Here is a 19,681-nt window from a genome sequence, read left to right on the forward strand (position 1 = left end):
GACGTGTCCCACGAAACGGCGTCATGGATCGCGCGTCTGCGCCTCTCATCCAGCGTGAGTCCCTCCACGAGCGCGTCACGGCCCTCGACGCCGCCGCAGGTCGCGCGCCAGCCGATCTGGTCACCGGGCGGTGACCTGCACGGCTACGAGCTGCTGTACCGCAGGCCGGACGGCACACCGGCGGGCGTGGACCACTGGGACGAGGGGCGCCAGGAGGACGCCACCGAGGCGGTGCTCGGCCGGATCCCGACGATGGACCTGCACGACACGCTCGCGTTCGTCAACGTCACGCGTGGCTACCTGGTCGACAGCCGCACCCTGCCGCCGCACCGCGACCGGCTCGTGCTCGAGGTCGTCGAGACCGTCCCGGCCGACGACGCCGCCCTCGCCGGCCTCACGCGGCTGCGGTCGGCGGGCTACCGCCTGGCGATCGACGACTTCACCGCGACCGCCGCGCAGCTCGCGATGCTGCCGTGGGCCGACTACGTGAAGATCGACTGCCGCGACCTGGTCCGGCACGGCAGCGCGCTCGTGGAGCTCGCACGCAGCACGGGGGCGCAGGTGGTCGCCGAGCGGGTGAGCGACGCCGCGCTCGTGGACCACTGCGTCGCGTGGGGGTTCGACCTGCTGCAGGGCGACATCCTCGGCCCCGCGGCCACGATGCTCTGACGGTCGTCCTGGCGCCGGCCGGGCGGACGGTCGACCGTCAGGAGCGGGCGGCGGCCGCCACGCGGAGCACTGCCCGTTCGACCGCGAACCGGGGGTCCCGGCTCTCGCCCTTGACCTCGGCGTCCGCCTGAGCGACCGCGCTGATCGCCTCCGCGAGCGCCTCCGGCGTCCACGAGCGCAGCTCGCGCAGCGCGCGGTCCACCTGCCACGGGGCCAGCCCGAGGTCCCGCAGCGCGCCCTGCCCGCGGCCGCGCACGGCGCCGACCTTCGCGATGGTGCGGAGCTTGGCGGCCAGCGCGGCGACGACGGGCACGGGGTCGAGCCCGGTGGCGAGCGCGTGGCGCAGCAGGGCGACCGCCTGACCCGCGTCGCCCGCCACCGCGGCGTCGGCGACCCGGAAGCCGGTCGCCTCGATGCGGCCGCCGTAGTACCGCTCGACGACCTCGACGCCGATCATGCCGGTGGTGTCGGCCACGAGCTGGGAGCACGACGCGGCGAGCTCGCGCAGGTCGCTGCCGACGGCGTCGACGAGCGCGCGCACCGCGGCGCCGTCGGCACGCCGGCCCGCCCGCCGCAGCTCGGCGTTCACGAACGAGGTCTTGTCCGAGTCGGAGGTCACGGCGTCGCACGCGACCTCCGGCACCTGCGCGGCGCGGAGGGCGTCGAGCGTCTTCTTCCCGCGGGCTCCCCCGCCGTGGCGCAGGACCAGCACGACGCCCGGAGCGGGCGCCGTCAGGTAGGCCTGGACGTCGGCGAACACGTCGTCCGTGCCCGTCTCGAGCGCCTCGACCACGACGACCTTGTCCTCGGCGAACAGCGACGGGCTCGTCGTCACGCCCAGCATCCCGGCCGTGTACTGCGCCGCGTCGATCCGCGTGACCTCCACGTCGGGGTCCGCCTCGCGCGCGAGGCCGACGATCCGGTCGGTCGCACGGTCGACGAGCAGGCCCTCCGCACCGCGCACGAGCACGACGGGTGCGGGCGCCGCCTCCTCCCACGTCAGGCCGGGGGGCGACGACGCGCGGCGCTGACCGCCGGGGCGACCACCGGAGGAGCGGCTGGAGCGGGTGGGCGCGGGCACGGGTCCAGCCTGCCAGACGCCGCCGACACCTCCCGCCGCCGCCCGAGCAGCAGCCGCGCGAGCGCGAGGCCCACGACGGCGAGGAGCGTCACGCCCGCCGTCCCCGGCACCCACGCGAGACGCGCACCGGGCAGCTGCGCGGCGTGCCGGGCGACGGCGCCGATCCACCAGCACGCCGCCCCGGCGGCCGCCGCGGCGGCCTGCGCGCCGCCCGGCCACCACGGCGCCAGCGCCGCGGCGAGCAGCCCCAGGAGCGTGGCCGGCGCGACCGCGGGCGCGGCCGCGACGTTCGCCAGGACGCCCCACGGCGTGAGGACACCGCTCGCCACCAGGACGAGCGGGGCGCACACCAGCTGCGCCGCGACCGGGACCGCGAGCGCCGCCGCGACGCCGTGCCCGAGCCGACCCGCCCAGCGCCGGGTGAGCGCGACGCCGAGCAGGACGATGCCCGCGGTCGCGGCGACCGACAGCGCGAAGCCGAGCTCGGCCGCGAGCCAGGGGTCCGCGACGAGCAGCACCGTCACGGCCGCGCCGAGCGCCGCGGGTGAGCGCGCCGGCCGCCCGGCCGCCATTCCCAGCACCGCGACCGCACCCATCGTGGCCGCCCGCACCACGCTGGGCTCGGGGTGCACGAGCACGAGCATCCCGGCGGCGACGACGACGGTCGCGGCGGCCTGCACGCGCGGCGGCGCGCGCAGGGCTGCGGTGCCGGCGAGGACGAGCGAGGCGACGAGCGCGAAGTGCGCACCCGAGACGGCCACGAGGTGGGTCAGCCCGGACGCCCGCATGGCGTCCGACAGGTCGTCGGGGACGCGCGCGGTGTCCCCCACGGTTACGCCCGGCAGGAGCGCCGCCGCGTCACCGGGGAGCGGGTCCGCGAGCCCGCGGACGTGCGCGCGGACCCGTCCGGCGACCGCGTCCCAGGCCCGCGGGGGCGCGAGCACGACCGGGTCGGCGGACGCGACCAGCAGCGCCACCTCGCGGGCCCCGCGCTGCGCCGCGTGCACCCGGCCCGTGACCTGGACGCGCGCACCGTACGCCGGGCCGCCGGCTGCGGGCTCGCCGCTCAGCACCACGACCCGCCCGACGGCGCCCGACGCCCGACCGGCGGCCTCGACGCGCGTCACGTCGAGCGCCCACCGCACGCGCGGCGGTGCGCCCGGCCACGCCGCGCGCACCGGCACCGGTTCGGCGCTGACACGGCCGACCACCGTGCCCACCGCGGCGCGGGCCGTGAGCTCGGGGAGCAGGCCGCGCTCCCGCGCCCCGACCTGCGCGGCGCCGGCGGCACCCACCGCCGCGGCCGCCAGCAGCGCCAGGACCACCGACGCCCGCCACGTCGGCCGCTCGAGCCCGTCCCAGCGGCGCCGGCTCGGCCCGAGCGCCACGACGAGCGCCACGACCCCCGCAGCGACCGCGGCGACGAGCGCCGTCCCGGGCGGAGCGCGCACGACGAGCAGGGCGCAGACCCAGGACCCGAGCGCGGCCGGTGCGAGGCGCAGGTCGACCGTCACACGCGCACCAGGTCGCGCAGCTGCTCGAGCAGCGCCGTCCCGATGCCGGGGACGTCGACCAGCTCGTCGACGCTCCCGAAGGGGCGCTGCGTCCGGTGCTCGACGATGCGCCCGGCGAGCACCGGGCCGATGCCGGGCAGCGTGTCGAGCGTCGCGGCGTCGGCGAGGTTGAGGTCGACGAGGGCGCCCGCCGACGACGCGCTCGAGGACCCCGACGTCGGACCGGCCGGGAGCGGGTCCCCCGGGCGCGGGACGAGCACCTGCTCCGCGTCGACGAGCACCCGCGCGAGGTTGAGCCGCGCGAGGTCCGCGCCGCCGGTCGCTCCCCCGGCGGCCTCGATCGCGTCGACGACGCGTGACCCCGCCGGCAGGCGCACGACGCCGGGCCGGACGACCTCCCCGGCGACGTCCACGACGACCTCCTGCGCCGCGGTCGCCGTGGCACCCGGCGCGCCGCCGCTCGTCGCGTCCGACGCCGGGGCGGGGGACGAGGCCAGCGGCGCCGGCACCGGGAGCGTGACCGGGGGCCCGGGCTGCGTCGCGACGCTGCGCACGACGACGGCTCCCGCGACGAGCGCGAGCGCGACCGCTCCCGCGAGCGCGCTGCGCACGCTCGGCCGCCACCGCACGCGGGTGGGCTCCGGGTGAGGCACCGGCAGCACGCCGTGCGCGTCGGCGTACCGCTCCGCGGCGATTGCGAGCGCGTCCCCGAACGCACGCCTCGACCCGGACGGCACCGGCCGTGCGGTGTCGTCGGCCGCGTCGGGGTCCGGCGCCGTCAGGGCGCGCAGCCGCGAGCGCACGTCGCGGGACCGGGTCGGGTCGAGCGGGATCACCGCCCGAACGCTAGGCCGCGGCGTCCCGTCGGCGGACGGCACGGTCCCCGGCTGTGGAGGCCTCGCGCCCGTGCGGGGGCTGGGGTCGGGTGGCGCGTCAGGCGTCGACGACGACGACCGCGAGCAGCCCCGGGCCGACGTGCGCCGCGATGACCGCACTGGTCTCGCACGCGACGACCTCGACGACGCGCGGCCACCGGCGCACCTGCGCGACGAGCTCCGCCGCGACGTCGGGCTGCCCCAGGTGGTGCACGGCGACCCGCACCGGGCCGCGTGTCTCGGCGTGGGCACGCGCGACGGTCTCGAGACGCTCCCGCGCCGCGCGCCGGGTGCGGACCTTCTCGGCCACGACCACGCGGCCCTCGTCGAGCGTCAGGAGCGGACGCAGCCCCAGCACGGTGCCGAGCGCCGCCGCGGGCGCGGACAGCCGACCACCACGTCGCAGGTGGTCGAGCGAGTCGACGAGGAACCACGCCCGCGCGGCGGCGCTGCGCTCGCGTGCGACGCGCGCGACGTCGTCACCGTCGGGCAGGGCGGGCGCGTCGCCCCGGGCGACCCACTGCGCGACCCGGTCGACCAGGCGCGTGGACGCGGGCTCGGACGCCGGCGGCCCGTCCAGGAGACGCACCGCGCCTTCGTCGCCCCCTGGGACGCCCACGAGACCGCCCCCGGGACCGCCCCCGGCACCGCCTCGCGCGTGCCGGGCTGCGGCGAGCGCCGCGAACCCGAGCGCCATGACGGTGACCGCGGAGTCGACCACGTGCACCGGGACCGGTGCGTCGGCGGCGGCGACCCGCGCGGCCCCGACCGTGCCGGACAGCTCTCCCGACAGGTGCACGGAGACGACCTCGCGCGCCCCGGCCTCCGCGGCCGCGCGGTACGCGGCCGCGAACGCCGCGGGCGGTGGCTGCGAGGTGCTGACGCGCTCACCGCGCTGCAGCGCCCCGAGCAGGTCGGCCGGGCTGAGGTCCACGCCCTCGACGTGCCGTCGCGTCCCGACGAGCACGTCGAGCGGCACCACGCGCACGCCCCACCGCTCCGCGAGCCCCTCGGGCAGCGACGCGGTGGAGTCCGTGACGACGGCGACCGGCCCGGCGGCCGGCCGCCCGCGGCGCCCGATCAGGCCGGCACCACGTTGACGAGCTTGGGCGCGCGCACGATCACGGTGCGCACGTCACGGCCGTCGAGCGCGCGCTGCACACCGGCGTCCGCGAGCGCGAGCGCGCGCAGGTCGTCGTCCGACACCTGCGGCGAGACCTCCGCGCGACCCCGGACCTTGCCCTGCACCTGGAAGACGCACGTGACGGTGTCCTCGACGAGGTACGCCGGGTCCGCCACCGGGTAGGGCGCGTGCGCGAGCGAGCGCTCGTGGCCCAGGCGGGCCCAGAGCTCCTCGGCGAGGTGCGGTGCGATCGGCGCGGTCATGAGCACGAGCGCCTCGACCGCCGCCCGCGGCGCCGCGTCCAGCGTCGTGAGGTGGTTGTTGAGGACGATGAGCTTGGCGATCGCGGTGTTGATCCGCATGTGCGCCATGTCCTCGGTGACGTCCGCGATCGTGCGGTGCAGCACGCGCAGCGTCTCGTCCGACGGGGCGTCGTCGGACACGACGAGCGTGCCGTCCGTCTCCGAGACCACGTTGCGCCACAGGCGCTGCAGGAACCGCTGCGACCCGACGACCGCGCGCGTCTCCCACGGCCGCGACAGGTCGAGCGGCCCCATCGACATCTCGTACACGCGCAGCGTGTCGGCGCCGTACTCGGCGTACATCTCGTCGGGCGTCACCATGTTCTTCAGCGACTTGCCCATCTTCCCGTACTCGCGGTTGACGGGCCGGCCCTCCCACGAGAACCCCGTGGACGACGACGCGTCCTCGACCACCTCGGCCGCGGGCACGTGCACGCCCCGCTCGTCGGTGTAGGCGTACGCCTGGATGTAGCCCTGGTTGAACAGCTTGTGGAAGGGCTCGGCGCCGCTCACGTGGCCGAGGTCGAACAGCACCTTGTGCCAGAACCGCGCGTACAGCAGGTGCAGCACCGCGTGCTCGACGCCGCCGACGTACAGGTCGACACCCCCGACCGTGTCCGTCGGGTCGCCCGAGTGGCCCGGCGCCAGCCAGAACTTCTCGAGCACCGGGTCGACGAGCACGTCCTGCGACGCGGGGTCGAGGTAGCGCAGGTAGTACCAGCACGACCCCGCCCAGTTCGGCATCGTGTTGGTGTCGCGGCGGTAGGTGCGCGGTCCGTCGCCCAGGTCGAGCGTGACGGCCACCCAGTCCTCGTTGCGGCCCAGCGGCGGCTCGGGCGAGGAGTCCGCGTCGTCGGGGTCGAACGTGCGCGGTGAGTAGTCGGGCACGTCGGGCAGGGCGACCGGCAGCGCGTCGAGCGGCAGCGCGATCGGCAGGTCGTGCTCGTCGTAGACGATCGGGAACGGCTCTCCCCAGTACCGCTGGCGCGAGAACAGCCAGTCGCGCAGGCGGTACGTGACGGTGCCCGCCCCCACGCCCTTGGCCTCGAGCCACTGCGTGATCCGGTCCTTCGCGGTCGCGACGTCCAGACCGTCGAGCGAGATCTCGTCGTTCGAGGAGTTGACGACGGCGCCGTCGCCCGTGCGGGCGGCGTCCGTCTCCTCGCCGTCGACCGTGTAGACGACCGGCAGGTCGAACGCCTGCGCGAACGCGAAGTCACGCGCGTCGCCGCCGGGGACGGCCATGATCGCGCCGGTGCCGTAGCCCATGAGCACGTAGTCGGCGGTGAACACCGGCAGCGGCTCGCCGTTCACGGGGTTCACCGCCAGATGGCCGGTGAACACGCCCGTCTTGCGGCCCGCGTCCGCCTGCCGCTCGACGGCCGTCTTCGCGGCCGCCTCCGCGCGGTACGCCGCCACGGCGGCGGCGGGCGACCCGTGACCGCCCGTCCACGCGTCCTTGGTCCCGTCGGGCCAGGCCGCGGGCACCTCGTCGAGCAGCGGGTGCTCGGGCGCGACGACCATGAACGTCGCGCCGAACAGCGTGTCGGGCCGCGTCGTGAAGACCGTGACCTCCTGCCCGCCCTCGACCGCGAACGTCACGTGCGCACCCGACGAGCGCCCGATCCAGTTGCGCTGCATCGACTTGACCTTCTCGGGCCAGTCGATGTGCTCGAGGTCGTCGGTCAGGCGGTCCGCGTACGCGGTGATCCGCATGTTCCACTGGCGCAGGCTGCGCTGGAACACGGGGAAGTTGCCGCGCTCGGAGCGACCGTCGGAGGTGACCTCCTCGTTCGCGAGGACCGTGCCGAGGCCCGGGCACCAGTTCACGGGCGTCTCGGAGACGTACGCCAGGCGGCGCGAGTCCAGCACGCGACGACGCTCGACGGCGTCCAGGTCCGCCCACGCGACACCCGCGCGCACCCCGTCGACGGCCGGGACGGGCCGTGTGCCGGCGGCGAGCTCGGCCTCGAGGTCCTCGATCGGCCGGGCCTTGCCGCGGCCGCCGTCGGCGCGCACCGCGTCCTCGTCGTACCAGGCGCCGAAGATCTGCAGGAAGATCCACTGCGTCCAGCGCACGTACTCCGGGTCGATCGTCGCGAACGAGCGTCGCGGGTCGTGCGCGAGGCCCAGGCGGCGCAGCTGACGCTGCATGATCGCGATGTTCGCCTCGGTCGTGACCCGGGGGTGCTGGCCCGTCTGCACGGCGTACTGCTCGGCCGGCAGGCCGAACGCGTCGAAGCCGAGGGCGTGCAGCACGTTGTCGCCCCGCATGCGGCGGTAGCGCGCCACGACGTCGGTCGCGATGTAGCCCAGCGGGTGACCGATGTGCAGGCCCGCGCCCGAGGGGTACGGGAACATGTCCATGACGAAGAACGTGCGCTTCGACGGGTCCGCGTGGCGCCCCTCGCCGTCGGTGAGGTGACCCGTGGGGTTCGCGGCGAAGAACGTCCCGCGCTCCTGCCACTCGTCCTGCCAGCGGAGCTCGATCTCTCGTGCGAGGTCCGCGGTGTAGCGGAACGGCACGTCGTCGCGGGACTCGACGCTCGGATCGGGGCTCTGCGCAGGGGTCGTGGTCACCCCGCGAGTTTACCGAGCCCGCGCGGGGCCCCTGGCCGCTCTAGGATCGACGCATGTCGGACAGCGAGGTCCCTGCCGCCGGCGCCGCCGGCACCCCGAGCACCCCGAGCACCCCGAGCGCCCCCGCCGGCGAGGCGGAGCTCGCCGCGCTGCGCGCCGCCGCGGCAGCAGCGGCCGCCGAGGCGGCCGAGGCGAAGGCGGCCGCCGCCGCAGCCGCGCTCGCCGCGGCCGAGGCCGCCGCACTCTCGTCGGCGCCCGGTACGACGCCTGACACGGCGCCCGGAACGACGCCCGCCGCCGCCCAGCCGGCCGCGTCGACGCCCGCCACGTTGTCGGAGCACGCGGCGACGGTGCGCGCGGGCTACACGTTCTCCGGCGCCGTGCTCCCGCTCGGCGCGTTCCTGGAGGACTCCTCCCCCGTCGCGTCCGTGCAGGTGGGCCTCCCGCTCGCCATGCTCAACCGGCACGGCCTGGTCGCGGGCGCGACCGGCACGGGCAAGACCAAGACGCTGCAGGTCATGACGGAAGGGCTCTCGGCCGCGGGCGTCCCGGTGTTCGTCGCCGACGTCAAGGGCGACCTGTCCGGGCTCATGCGGCCCGGGACGTCGTCGGACAAGCTCCTCGAGCGCACGCGCAGCGTCGGCCAGGAGTGGGTGCCCACGGCGTCGCCCGTGGAGCTGCTCACGCTGGGCGGGATGGGCACCGGGGTCCCGGTGCGCACGACCGTCACGGACTTCGGTCCGCTGCTGCTCGCCAAGGTGCTCGGGCTCAACGCGACGCAGGAGTCCAGCCTCGGGCTGATCATGCACTGGGCGGACGTGCAGGGGCTCGCGCTGCTCGACCTCAAGGACCTGCAGTCGACGATCGCGTACCTCGTGTCCGACGAGGGGAAGGCCGAGCTCAAGGGCATCGGCGGGCTGTCCGCCGCGACGGCGGGAGTGATCCTGCGCGAGATCGTCGCGCTGCAGGCGCAGGGTGCCGACGCGTTCTTCGGCGAGCCCGCGTTCGAGGTCACCGAGCTGCTGCGCACCGCCGCCGACGGCCGCGGGGTCGTCACGGCCCTCGAGCTGCCCGGCGTGCAGGACCGCCCCGCGCTGTTCTCCACGTTCCTCATGTGGCTGCTCGCGGAGCTGTTCCAGGTCCTGCCCGAGGTCGGTGACCCCGACAAGCCGCGCCTGGTGTTCTTCTTCGACGAGGCGCACCTGCTGTTCCACGACGCGTCCGACGACTTCCTCACGCAGGTCACGCAGACCGTCCGGCTCATCCGGTCCAAGGGTGTCGGCGTGTTCTTCGTGACCCAGAGCCCCAAGGACGTGCCCGCGGACGTGCTCGCCCAGCTCGGCAGCCGCGTGCAGCACGCGCTGCGCGCCTACACCCCGGAGGACGCCAAGGCGCTGCGGGCCGCCGCGCGCACGTTCCCGACGTCGCCCTACGACCTCGAGGAGGTGCTCACCTCGTTGGGGACGGGCGAGGCGGTCGTGACGGTGCTCGGCGAGAAGGGTGTCCCGACGCCCGTCGCGTGGACCCGGCTGCGTGCGCCGCAGTCGTCGATGGACCCGGCCCCGGCCGACGAGCAGACCGCCGCGGTGACCGCCAGCCCCCTCGCCGCGCGCTACGCGCAGGCCGTGGACCGGGAGTCGGCGTACGAGCTGCTCACGGCGCGGGCGGAGCAGAGCGCCGCGGAGCGGCTCGCCGCGCAGCAGGCCGCGCAGGAGGCGGAGCAGGCGAAGGAGAAGGCCGAGGAGGCCGAGCGGGTCGCCAAGCAGCGCGAGAAGGAGGCCGCCGCGGCACGCAAGAAGACCACGCAGCGCACGAGCGGTGCGTTCGACTCGCTGCTGCGCTCGGTCGGCACGCAGCTCGGCCGGGAGATCACCCGGACGGTGTTCGGCACGCGGCGGCGCTGAGCGCCGCACCTCCCGGGCGTCGCGTCCGCCGCCTGCTCAGCGCGTCGCGGCCGGGGTGATCCAGATCGCGTGCGCCGCGACCTGGCCCAGGTCCAGCACCCGGTCACCCACGGTGACGCCGACCGTCCCGACCGCGTCGCGGCGCGGGCCCACCGTCAGCACGGTGTCGATGCCGATGCCGACCTCGTCGAGGTAGCGCAGCAGGTCGGGGTCCGCGTCGCTGATCCGCGCGACCGTCCACCGGCCCGGGTCGGCGTCCCACATCGGCGTCGCGTCGGGCGCCACCAGGCTGCCGTCGGGGCCGGGGATCGGGTCGCCGTGCGGGTCGCGCACCGGGTGGCCGAGCCGCTCGGCGACGCGCTCGACGAACACGTCGCTCACGGCGTGCTCGAGCACCTCCGCCTCGTCGTGCACCTCGTCCCAGCCGTACCCGAGCACCTCGACGAGGAACGTCTCGACGAGGCGGTGGCGGCGCACCATCGCGAGCGCGTGCCGGCGCCCCTCGTCGGTCAGGCCGACGGCGCCGTACGGCTCGTGCGTGAGCAGACCCTGGTCCGCGAGCCGGCGCACGGTCTCCGAGACGGTCGAGGCGCCGACGCCGAGCCGCGTGGCGAGCAGCTTCGTCGTGACCGGTCGCTCGGCCCACTCCGTGGCCGACCACACGACCTTGAGGTAGTCCTGCGCGACGGGCGACAGCGCGGGGGTCGGCTCGGGTCGGGCATCGGTCACGACGACCAGGCTAGGCCAGGCGACCATGCGGGTCAGGACCCGTCCACGCTCCAGTGCCACGGCTCGCCCGGCAGGTTCTGCAGCCCGTACCGCCCGGCGTGCTCGACCAGCCAGTCCCACGCGGGCGTCCCGGTCCGCACGAGCCGTCCGTGGTCCGTGAGGTCGAGCGCGAGCCCGCGCTCGTGCCGCGAGCTGCCCGGCACGGCGGTCGGTGGACGGCACACGACGCCCGACGACGTCGCGTGGCAGTTGCGGGCGCGGGCCGCCACCTGCTGCTCGTGGCTGCGCCAGCCGGACGCCCCGAGGTCGATGCCCGCCGCGCGGGCCTGCGTGAGCAGCTCGTCGACCGCGTCCGCGAGGCAGGCGTGCACGCGGGCGCCGTGGCTGGTCAGGACCGTGGCGTCGAGGCCGACCGGGCCGTCGACGAGCGAGCAGTCGGCGGGCGGCGGTGCGGTCGCGGCCGCGAGCACGTCCGCGGGGACGTCGACGCGCCACAGCTCCTGGCCGTTGCCCGCCGTGAGCAGCGCACCGGCGGCGTCGAGACGCAGCGCGGAACCGGGCGCCCCGCCCTCCGGGGCCGGCGTCCCCCAGACGGCCCGGCCGTCGCCGTCGACCAGCACGAGCCGCCCGTCACCGCGCACGTGCAACGAGCCGCCCGGGCCGGGGGCCGCCGGCGCGGCCCACACCGTGGTGTCGTCGTAGCGCAGCGTCAGCGCGTCCGCGGCAAGGTCCAGGTGCAGGTGACCGTCGGGGCCGTCGAGGCGCTGCCCCTCGGTCAGCGCGGCGTCGACCGGCAGGGACGCAGGTCCGAGCCCGGTCCCGCTGCTCCAGACCGCGCTGCCGTCGGGCGCCGTGAGCACCACGTCACCGTCGTCGCGCAGGACGAGCGTCGAGCCGGGCACGGCCGCGCGGTGCGTGGTCCACACGGCGGCACCCTGCGCGTCGCGGACCGCGAGCACGCCGTCCGCGTCCAGCGTCAACGCCGTGCCCGCGCCCTCGGTCGCGCTCGACCAGCGTGGACGCGAGTCCGGGCCGAGCAGCACCACGTTGCCGGTCCGCCGCACGACGAGCACGTGCCGCCCGTCCGGTGACGTGAGCGGCTGGCCGGGCAGGACGGAGCCGCCGGCCGCGAGCGTCGACGAGCGCTGCGCCGTGCCCGTCGCCCACACCGTCGCGCCCGTGTCGTCGAGCAGCACCAGGTCGCCGTCGTCCCGCAGCTCGAGGCGGGCCCCGACGACGCGGCCCTCGCCGAGGTCCGGCGTCCACAGCGTGCGCCCGCCCCGCCCGACGAGCCCGAGGTGGCCCTCGTCGTCGAGCTCGAGCGCCGCACCGCGCGAGCGACCGCCCACGGTCCACACCACGTCACCGCCCGGGCCGTACACCGACACCCGTCCGGACGCGCCCACGACGAGCACCGACGTCCCCCCGGGCGAGACCAGCGACTCGCGCGGCCGCAGGGACTCGCCCGCGGCGAGGTGGTCGGTGTCCGCACCCGCGTTGCCCGGCGCGACCGGACCGAGCATCGCGAGGACCGTCAGACCCAGGGCCAGCAGGATCGTCAGCACGACCCGCACGAGCGAGTGCCGCAGGGACGTGTGCGACGACGCGGCGGTCACCCTCGACCGTCGCGGCGCGATCCCCCCGGGCCGCCTCGCCACCGGTCCACGGTAAGCCCGTGCGCGCGAGCAGGCACGGGTGAACCGTCAGAAGGGGACCGGGCCCCGGATCGGCACGGGCGACCCGCGCTCGGGCCGCACGACCGTCGGCCAGGGTCGGCGCTCGAGCACCTCGACCGTCGCCGCGGGCGACACCCGCACGACCTGGGAGTCCACGAACAGCCGCGTCGCGGGGTCCCACCGCAGGACCGTGAGCTCCGCGGTGCCGTTCAGCGGGCCGACCGTTGCCTGCCCGAGCGTCGCGCCCGCGGTGCTCGAGCTGATGAACCGGACGCCCAGACCGACCTGCTGCGGGTCCGTGCGCCGGTGCAGGTGGCCCGAGACCTGCGCGGGCACGCAGCCGCTCGACATCGCGGCCTCCCCCACCGCGGGGGTGTGGATGAGCAGGAGGTCGACGCCGTCGTCGTCGCACGCCACGGCCGCGAGCCGCTCGCCCGCGTCCCGTGCGCTCTCGCCGAGCGAGGCGGTCGCGGCACCCGCGCGCGTCTCGTTCGGGTCGGCGTCGCCGAGGACCCGGATGCCGTCGACCTCGACCACCTTGCCGGACAGGACGGTCGCGCCCGCCTTCGCGTAGCTGTGCGCCGACTCGGCCGAGTCGTGGTTGCCGCCGACCGCGACGAGGTCGACGCCGTCCGGGACGGCAGACGCGAACGTCGACGTGCAGTACTGCTCGACCGCCGTGCCGTTCATCGTCGTGTCGCCCGCGTCCAGTACGACCGACGCACCCGACCGCTCGACGAGCGTCGTGATGAGCGGGGCCATCCCCACGTTGCAGTGCAGGTCGGAGACGACGACGAGCGTCACGAGGTCCTCCGCGCGCGTCGGCGGTGTCGGGCTCGGTGTGGGGCTCGGTGTCGGGCTCGGGCTCGTCGTGGGCGGGGCGGCCGTCGGTGAGGTCGTCGGGGCGCTCGTCGGGTCCGACGTCGGGGCGCTCGTCGGGTCGGACGTCGGGGCGCTCGTCGGGTCCGTCGTCGTGTCCGTGGTCGGGGCGGGAGGCGCGGCACCCCCGGCCGCCGCGCGCTCGCGCTCGGCGAGCTCCTGCGCGAGCCGCTCGGCCTGCGCCGCCTGCGCCGCCTCACGCGCCTGCGCGTCCTGCCGCTCGTCCCACGCGACCGCGAGCGCCTCGTCCGCGCGTGCGTAGAACTCCTCGTTCGTGCGGTACGCCGCGAGCACCTTCGCGCCGTAGGTGTCGATGACGCCACCGAGCCGGCCGGTGACCCGCGCCCCCTCGAGCGCGGTGCCGTCGAACACGCGCGAGACCTGCCGCGCCTCGTCGACGTGGTCCCGCGGCCCGAGGCTCGACGTGGTCAGGCTCGCGACCGCCACCGCGAGCGCGGTGCCCACGGCGATCTGCGCGCGGTGCGCGCCCCAGGTGGCGCCCAGCTCCGCGCGACGGGTCGCCCCGAGCGCGACGCGCCCGAGCCACCACAGCCCGACGAGCACGACGAGCGCGCCCCCGGCGCGGCGCAGCGCGTCGGCGACGATCGCGCGTGTCACGTCCTCGATCGTCGCGCGCGGCGCGGAGAAGAACTGGACGTACCGCTGCAGGTCCCCGGACAGGGCCTGGAGCGTGGTCGCGTCGTCGACCTCGGTCAGCGTCGCGGGGATCTCCTGCACCGTCACGCGCGCACCCAGCGTGAGGGGCAGCGGCGAGTCGACCTCGAGCGTGCCGAGCGGGCCGAGGTCGACCACCACGAGGTCGTCGGTGGTGACGGCGTACTGCGCCAGGTGCGGCCCGAAGCCGGCCTCGGCGCGCGCCGTCGTGAGGCCGTACGTCAGCGACACCAGGACCGCGACGAGCGCGAGGGCGGCGCGCACGAGCCACCGCGTGCGCCGGTCGTCGCTCGTCGCGTCGGTCTGCTCGCTCATCGCGACGAGCCTAGACGCGTGAGCGCGCCGCATCGCGGCGGGGTCGTCGGACCGCGACGGCCCGCCTGGCCGTGGGCTCACTGGTAGGTGACGAGGTCCGGGACCGGGTCGACCTGGTTGGTCTGCCGCGGGGTCAGCATCGGCGAGTCCTCGTCGAAGAAGTTCTTCCACCCCCAGTGCACGGCTGGCGCACCCCGTCGCAGCGTGCGCCACGTGCCCTGCTTGGCGGGCTGCGTGCCCTGCCCGTCGACGTGGATCACGATCGCGAGCTCGTCGTGGCTCGTGTCGAGCCGCTCGCGGCCCTCGACCATCCGCAGCGAGAACTGGTGGAGCACGAACATCTTCTGCGGCAGCCGGCGCGACGCGGTGAGCTCGGCGAGCCAGTCGCCGACCGCGTCGACCTCGTCGACGCCGACCGAGCCGATCTGCGCGAGGTGCTTCTGGTCGGGCTCGAGGCGCCACTCGGGGTCGAGCGCGAGCCCGACGTACGGCAGCTCCAAGAGCTCGCGGTACCGCTTCGCCTGCGTGAGGAAGTCCGTGCGGCCCGGCTGCAGGTCGAGCACGACCGCGAGGCCCGCCTCCCCCGCCGCCTCGACGAGCGGACGAAGCTCCGCGACGGGGCGCTCGCGCGAGTAGTCGCCGTCGTCACCCGGCTCGGCGGACGCGATGGTCGCGATGACCTCGACGGCGGGCACCACGGTGGCGTCGGTGAGCGGACGGTAGTGCCGCGCGACCTTCTGCGCGCGTGCGATCGTCGCGGGCACGTCCTGCTCGCCGAGCACACCCAGCGCACCCGAGCCGGGCGAGCCGTACAGCGCGACGTACCGCTTCGCCGGCACGCCCTCGACCGCGGGGAACACGAGCTGGCCGCCCCCGGGGGCGAGCGTCCCGGTGGCGGCGGTCGCGACCCGCGCCGCGAGGCGGTCCGCGGGTCCGAACGCGGCCCCGAGCGCGACCACGTGCGTCGCCTCGGCCTTCGCGAGCGCCCGGACCGTGTGCGTCGAGGCGCGCGGGTCGGCGCCGGGCACCGCGACCAGCGGGATCCGTGCGGCTCGCAGCGTCGCGACCGCGGCGGTCGTGTCACCGCCCGCACCCGTGAGCCCGACGAGGCCCGGCACACGCGCCGGGCGTCGGGTGGCCGGCGGGGTCGCGCGCGACGACGCGGACGGCGTCGGTGCGCGGGTGGCCGTCACCGGCGTCCGTGCGCCGGTGACCGCCGCGAGCTCGTCGGCGTCGGCGTCCGCGGGGACGGGCACCAGCGCGACCGACTCGGGCAGTGCGCGCGTGCTGGCGGAGCCGACCACGAGGACGGCCCGCGCCGCGAGCCGGACGATCTCGGCGCGCACGGGTCGGTCGGCCGTCGACCCCGTCATGAGCAGCAGCGGGCCACCGACCTCGACCGCGGCGGACGCGCCCGTGGCCTGGGCCGCGGGGTCGTCGTCGGGGGCGATCACGACGACGGGCGCGGACGCGAACACCGCGGAGGACGCCTGCACCGCCGCGGCGACCGGGTCGTCCGCCGCCAGCACCGTGGCCGCCTCCTGCGGGGCCCGCACCCGCGCGGCGAGAACCGCGGGGGACGGTGTCGGCGTCGGCGCCGCGCGCGTCGTGACCGCCGACGCCCCGGCCGACGGTGCGGTCGAGGCGCCCCGGGGCGACCACGCCTGCGGCCAGCCCTGGCTCCCCACGACGATTGCCAGCGTCCCCACCAGCACCGCGAGCACCACGACGGTGACGACCACCCGACCTCGACCCACGCCCCACCCTTCCTGCCGGAGACAAGGCCAGCCACTCTACGGCTGCCGGCGGTGGGCGGACCGGGCATGATCGGACGATGAGCCCCACCGCGCAGGACGCGCACGACCGTCCCGGTGTGTACTCCCAGGACGGGACCGAGTACCGGCGGGACACGCGCTACATCACCACCCGCATCACGGCCGACGGCCGAGACGGCTACCCCGTGGAGCCGGGCCGGTACCGGCTCGTCGTCGCGCGGGCCTGCCCGTGGGCGAACCGCGCGATCATCGTGCGACGCCTGCTCGGCCTCGAACCCGTGCTGTCGATGGGCGTGTGCGGGCCGACGCACGACGAGCGTTCGTGGACGTTCGACCTCGACCCGGGCGGGGTCGACCCCGTGCTCGGGATCCCCCGCATCCGCGACGCCTACCTCGCCCGGTTCCCCGACTACCCGCGTGGCATCACGGTGCCCGCGATCGTCGACGTGCCGACCGGGCAGGTGGTCACCAACGACTTCGCCCAGCTCACGCTCGACCTGTCGACCGAGTGGACCGCGCACCACCGCGCGGGCGCGCCGGACCTGTACCCCGAGCACCTGCGCGACGAGATCGACGAGGTCGCGGACGTCGTGTACCGCGACGTCAACAACGGTGTGTACCGGTGCGGGTTCGCCGGCGACCAGGAGTCCTACGACGCGGCGTTCCACCGCCTGTTCGACCGGCTCGACCGGCTGAGCGAGCGGCTCGCGAGCCGGCGCTACCTCGTCGGCGACACCATCACCGAGGCCGACGTGCGCCTCTTCACGACCCTGGTGCGGTTCGACGCCGTCTACCACGGGCACTTCAAGTGCAACCGCAGCACGCTGGCGGCGATGCCGGTGCTGTGGGCGTACGCGCGCGACCTGTTCCAGACGCCCGGGTTCGGCGACACGGTCGACTTCGTCCACATCAAGCGGCACTACTACGAGGTGCACCGCGACCTGAACCCCCGCGGGATCGTGCCCCTGGGCCCCGACCTGTCGGGCTGGTGGACGCCGCACGCACGCGAGCAGCTCGGCGGGCGACCGTTCGGTGACGGCACGCCGCCGGGTCCGGTGGCGCCGGGCGAGGAGGTCCCCGCGGAGCACACCGCCCCCCGACCCGCCTGAGGGGTCCGCTCAGTCCTGGCCGGCGCGACGCGTACGGCCCAGGCCCGGCAGGAACCGGGGCCGGTCGCGGCGAGCTCGCGTTCGTAGCCTGCGGCCCACGCGCCGTACGGCGTGCGCGCGAGCGCGTCGTTGCCGAACCGCGGGTCGTCGGTCACCTCCGTGACGCAGAACTCGGGCACGACGAGGTCCGTGACGGGTCCGCCACGTTCGACCTCGGCCACGACGAGCGGCGCGTTCGCACCCGCGAACACGTCGACGACCCAGCCGTCGTCGCCCAGCCACACCGAGTGCCGTGTCTTGGCGACCCGCTGCCCACCGCGCCGCACGAGCTCCATCCCCACCGCGACGTCGAGCTCGCGCTCGGCCTCGTAGCGCGTGCCGGAGTTCATCGGGCCCTTCACGGTGACGGCGCAGAAGTCGAACCGGTCCGCGTGCTCGTCGAGCACCTCGAGCGGCGACCTCGCCGGGTCCACCGCGGGGGCGCCGCCCGACGTCTGGACGCGCACGCGCAGCGCGAACCCCTCGTCGGCCAGGAAATACGACTGCACGATGATCGTCGGCGACTCGTCGAGCAGGTCGACCGGCAGGTCCCGCACCCAGAACCGTCGCTCGAACTCGAAGTCCCCGTACCCGGTGTCGCTCACGCCCCCACGCTAGGGTCGCGACGGGCGAGCGCGACGGTTGCCGCGCCGCGACCCGACCTCGGAGGACGCCATGACGGTCCAGCGCCCCGCTGCCACGCCCCACCGGCCCACGCTCGGACGTCGCGTCCTCGACGCGTTCGCGCACTGGCCCCGCCGGCTGTCCGGCCCCGGTCTGGCCGGGGCGCTCGTGTTCTTCACGATCTCGCTGGGTCCGGCGCTGCTCCCCCGCGCCGCGTTCTACCAGGGCGCGGTCGCGGGCATCTGCGCGGCGATCGGGTACGGGCTCGGCGCGCTGCTCGCCTGGGTGGTGCGCCGCGCCGGGGTGCCGTGGTCACGCCGCGTGAGCCGCTGGTTCCGGCGCGTCCTGCTCGCCGCGACGCTCGTCGCGGTCCCCGCGGCGCTGTGGTGGAACCGCACGTGGCAGGACGAGCTGCGCGGGCTGTTCGGCGAGCCGCCCGCGGAGTCGTCGCACCCCTTCGTCGTGGTGACGCTCGCGCTCGTCCTCGCCGTGCTGCTGCTCCAGGTCGGGCGCGGGCTGCGGCGCGTCACACGCTGGGTGGGCGGGCTCGTCGGCCGCGTGCTGGGCCGGTGGGTGCCGGTCCCCGTCACCCGCCTCGTGGCGGTGGCGCTGGTCGCGTGGCTCACGGTCGTGGTGCTCGACGGCACGGTGGTGCGGGGTGGCCTCGCGGCGCTCAACGGCGTCTACTCGACGCTCGACAGCGGGACCGCGCCGGGCGTGGTGCAACCCGACGACCCGCTGCGCAGCGGGTCGCCCGAGTCGTCGTCCGCGTGGGACGACCTCGGGCTGCAGGGGCGCACCTTCGTCGCCGGCGGACGCCCGGCCGCCCACTTCGAGGAGGTCGCGGCCCGCACGGGGAGGACCGAGCCGCTGCAGGACCCCATCCGCGTCTACGCCGGGCTGTCCGCCGGAGACTCGCTCGACGAGGTCGCGCAGCTCGTCGTCGCCGAGCTGGACCGCACCCACGCGTGGGACCGCTCGGTGCTCGCTGTCGTGACCGCCACCGGCACCGGCTGGGTCGACCCGTCGATGTCGGACTCCCTCGAGCTGCTGTGGGGCGGCGACACGGCGATCGCGTCGATGCAGTACTCCTACCTGCCGTCGTGGATCAGCTTCGTCGGCGACCGCTCGACGCCGCCCGCGGCAGGCAAGGCGCTGTTCGAGGCCGTGTACGAGCGCTGGTCGCAGCTCCCCGAGGACGACCGGCCGCTGCTGTACGCCGCCGGCATCTCGCTCGGGTCGTACGGCTCCCAGGGCGCCTTCTCGTCGGTGCAGGACGTCGTCGCCCGCACGGACGGCGCACTGTGGGTCGGCACGCCCGGCTTCACGCCGCTGTGGGGCGAGCTCACCGCGGACCGCGACCCCGGCTCGCCCGAGATCACGCCCGTGCTCGACGACGGCCGGACCGTGCGGTGGGCCAACCGGCCCGCCGACGGCTCGGACCGCCAGCTGTGGGCGCTCGGGGACGACTGGGAGCGTCCGCGCGTCGTGTACGACCAGCACGCGTCGGACGGCGTGACCTGGTGGTCTCCGCGCCTCGTCCTCAACAAGCCGGACCGGTTGAGCGAGCCCCGCGGCTCGGACGTACTCCCCTCGACCCGCTGGGTGCCGATCGTCACGTTCTGGCAGACGACGATCGACCTGTTCGTCGCGGGGTCGGCACCCGCCGGCCACGGGCACAACTACCACACGGAGTACGCCGACGGCTGGTCGGCGATCGCCCCGCCGCCCGGCTGGACGACCCAGGACACGGCCGTGCTGCGCGAGGTCGTCGGGCTCGTGGAGTCCGTGGCCTGACCGCCCGGGCGACGG

At 76.0% G+C, this 19,681-nt stretch carries 13 protein-coding genes; 4 read left to right on the forward strand and 9 right to left on the reverse strand.

Annotated elements, in window-relative coordinates; genetic code table 11:
* Window positions 1-54: 54 nt before the first annotated feature.
* A complete protein-coding gene (locus CBP52_RS07010) occupies window positions 55-669 on the forward strand; it encodes an EAL domain-containing protein (RefSeq protein ID WP_094180373.1) in 615 nt (204 codons plus the stop codon).
* A gap of 37 nt (window positions 670-706) precedes the next feature.
* On the opposite strand, the gene holA is transcribed toward CBP52_RS07010, so the two are convergent.
* The 5 genes from holA to leuS all read right to left on the reverse strand — a co-directional run bounded on the left by holA (window position 707) and on the right by leuS (window position 8,144).
* Window positions 707-1,639 (reverse strand): DNA polymerase III subunit delta, encoded by a 933-nt coding sequence (gene holA / locus CBP52_RS07015; RefSeq protein ID WP_369826339.1) that lies wholly within the window; start codon window positions 1,637-1,639, stop codon window positions 707-709.
* Between the two features lie 29 nt (window positions 1,640-1,668).
* A complete protein-coding gene (locus CBP52_RS07020) occupies window positions 1,669-3,264 on the reverse strand; it encodes a ComEC/Rec2 family competence protein (protein WP_094180375.1) in 1,596 nt (531 codons plus the stop codon).
* Window positions 3,261-4,100: a ComEA family DNA-binding protein gene (locus tag CBP52_RS18185; RefSeq protein WP_232514693.1), complete on the reverse strand. Its 840-nt coding sequence runs from the start codon at window positions 4,098-4,100 to the stop codon at window positions 3,261-3,263. Before CBP52_RS18185 ends, CBP52_RS07020 begins: the two co-directional genes overlap by 4 nt.
* Before the next feature lie 97 nt (window positions 4,101-4,197).
* Window positions 4,198-5,223, reverse strand: coding sequence for a DegV family protein (locus CBP52_RS07030; protein ID WP_369826340.1), 1,026 nt, complete (start codon window positions 5,221-5,223; stop codon window positions 4,198-4,200).
* Window positions 5,220-8,144 carry a leucine--tRNA ligase gene (leuS, locus tag CBP52_RS07035; protein ID WP_094180377.1) on the reverse strand — a complete coding sequence of 975 codons (2,925 nt, stop codon included), beginning with the start codon at window positions 8,142-8,144 and terminating at the stop codon, window positions 5,220-5,222. The genes CBP52_RS07030 and leuS overlap by 4 nt, the downstream gene beginning before the upstream one ends.
* A 53-nt stretch (window positions 8,145-8,197) precedes the next feature.
* Here leuS and CBP52_RS07040 point away from each other — a divergent pair, with 53 nt between their 5' ends.
* Complete coding sequence (locus CBP52_RS07040) at window positions 8,198-10,048, forward strand: helicase HerA-like domain-containing protein (protein WP_094180378.1); 1,851 nt, start codon at window positions 8,198-8,200, stop codon at window positions 10,046-10,048.
* A gap of 36 nt (window positions 10,049-10,084) precedes the next feature.
* Here CBP52_RS07040 and CBP52_RS07045 read toward each other — a convergent pair whose 3' ends face one another.
* From CBP52_RS07045 to CBP52_RS07060, 4 genes are all read right to left on the reverse strand, one after another.
* A complete protein-coding gene (locus CBP52_RS07045) occupies window positions 10,085-10,804 on the reverse strand; it encodes a metal-dependent transcriptional regulator (protein ID WP_094180379.1) in 720 nt (239 codons plus the stop codon).
* Window positions 10,805-10,809: 5 nt separating this feature from the next.
* A complete protein-coding gene (locus CBP52_RS07050) occupies window positions 10,810-12,393 on the reverse strand; it encodes a D-alanyl-D-alanine carboxypeptidase family protein (RefSeq protein ID WP_094180380.1) in 1,584 nt (527 codons plus the stop codon).
* Window positions 12,394-12,480: 87 nt separating this feature from the next.
* Window positions 12,481-14,322: a metallophosphoesterase family protein gene (locus CBP52_RS07055; RefSeq protein ID WP_094180381.1), complete on the reverse strand. Its 1,842-nt coding sequence runs from the start codon at window positions 14,320-14,322 to the stop codon at window positions 12,481-12,483.
* A 77-nt stretch (window positions 14,323-14,399) separates the two neighbouring features.
* Entirely contained in the window at window positions 14,400-16,079 is a 1,680-nt protein-coding gene (locus CBP52_RS07060; protein WP_157732528.1) for a hypothetical protein, read from the reverse strand.
* A 77-nt stretch (window positions 16,080-16,156) separates the two neighbouring features.
* Between CBP52_RS07060 and CBP52_RS07070 the strand changes: the two genes are divergently transcribed.
* The gene (locus CBP52_RS07070; protein ID WP_094180384.1) at window positions 16,157-17,206 is read left to right on the forward strand and encodes a glutathione S-transferase family protein; all 1,050 of its coding nucleotides are present in this window, start codon (window positions 16,157-16,159) and stop codon (window positions 17,204-17,206) included.
* Between the two features lie 714 nt (window positions 17,207-17,920).
* Window positions 17,921-19,666 carry an alpha/beta-hydrolase family protein gene (locus CBP52_RS07080; RefSeq protein WP_094180385.1) on the forward strand — a complete coding sequence of 582 codons (1,746 nt, stop codon included), beginning with the start codon at window positions 17,921-17,923 and terminating at the stop codon, window positions 19,664-19,666.
* Window positions 19,667-19,681 lie beyond the last annotated feature (15 nt).

Origin of the sequence: Cellulomonas sp. PSBB021, from assembly GCF_002240455.1 — a bacterium.
GTDB classification, from domain to species: Bacteria; Actinomycetota; Actinomycetes; order Actinomycetales; family Cellulomonadaceae; genus Cellulomonas; species Cellulomonas uda.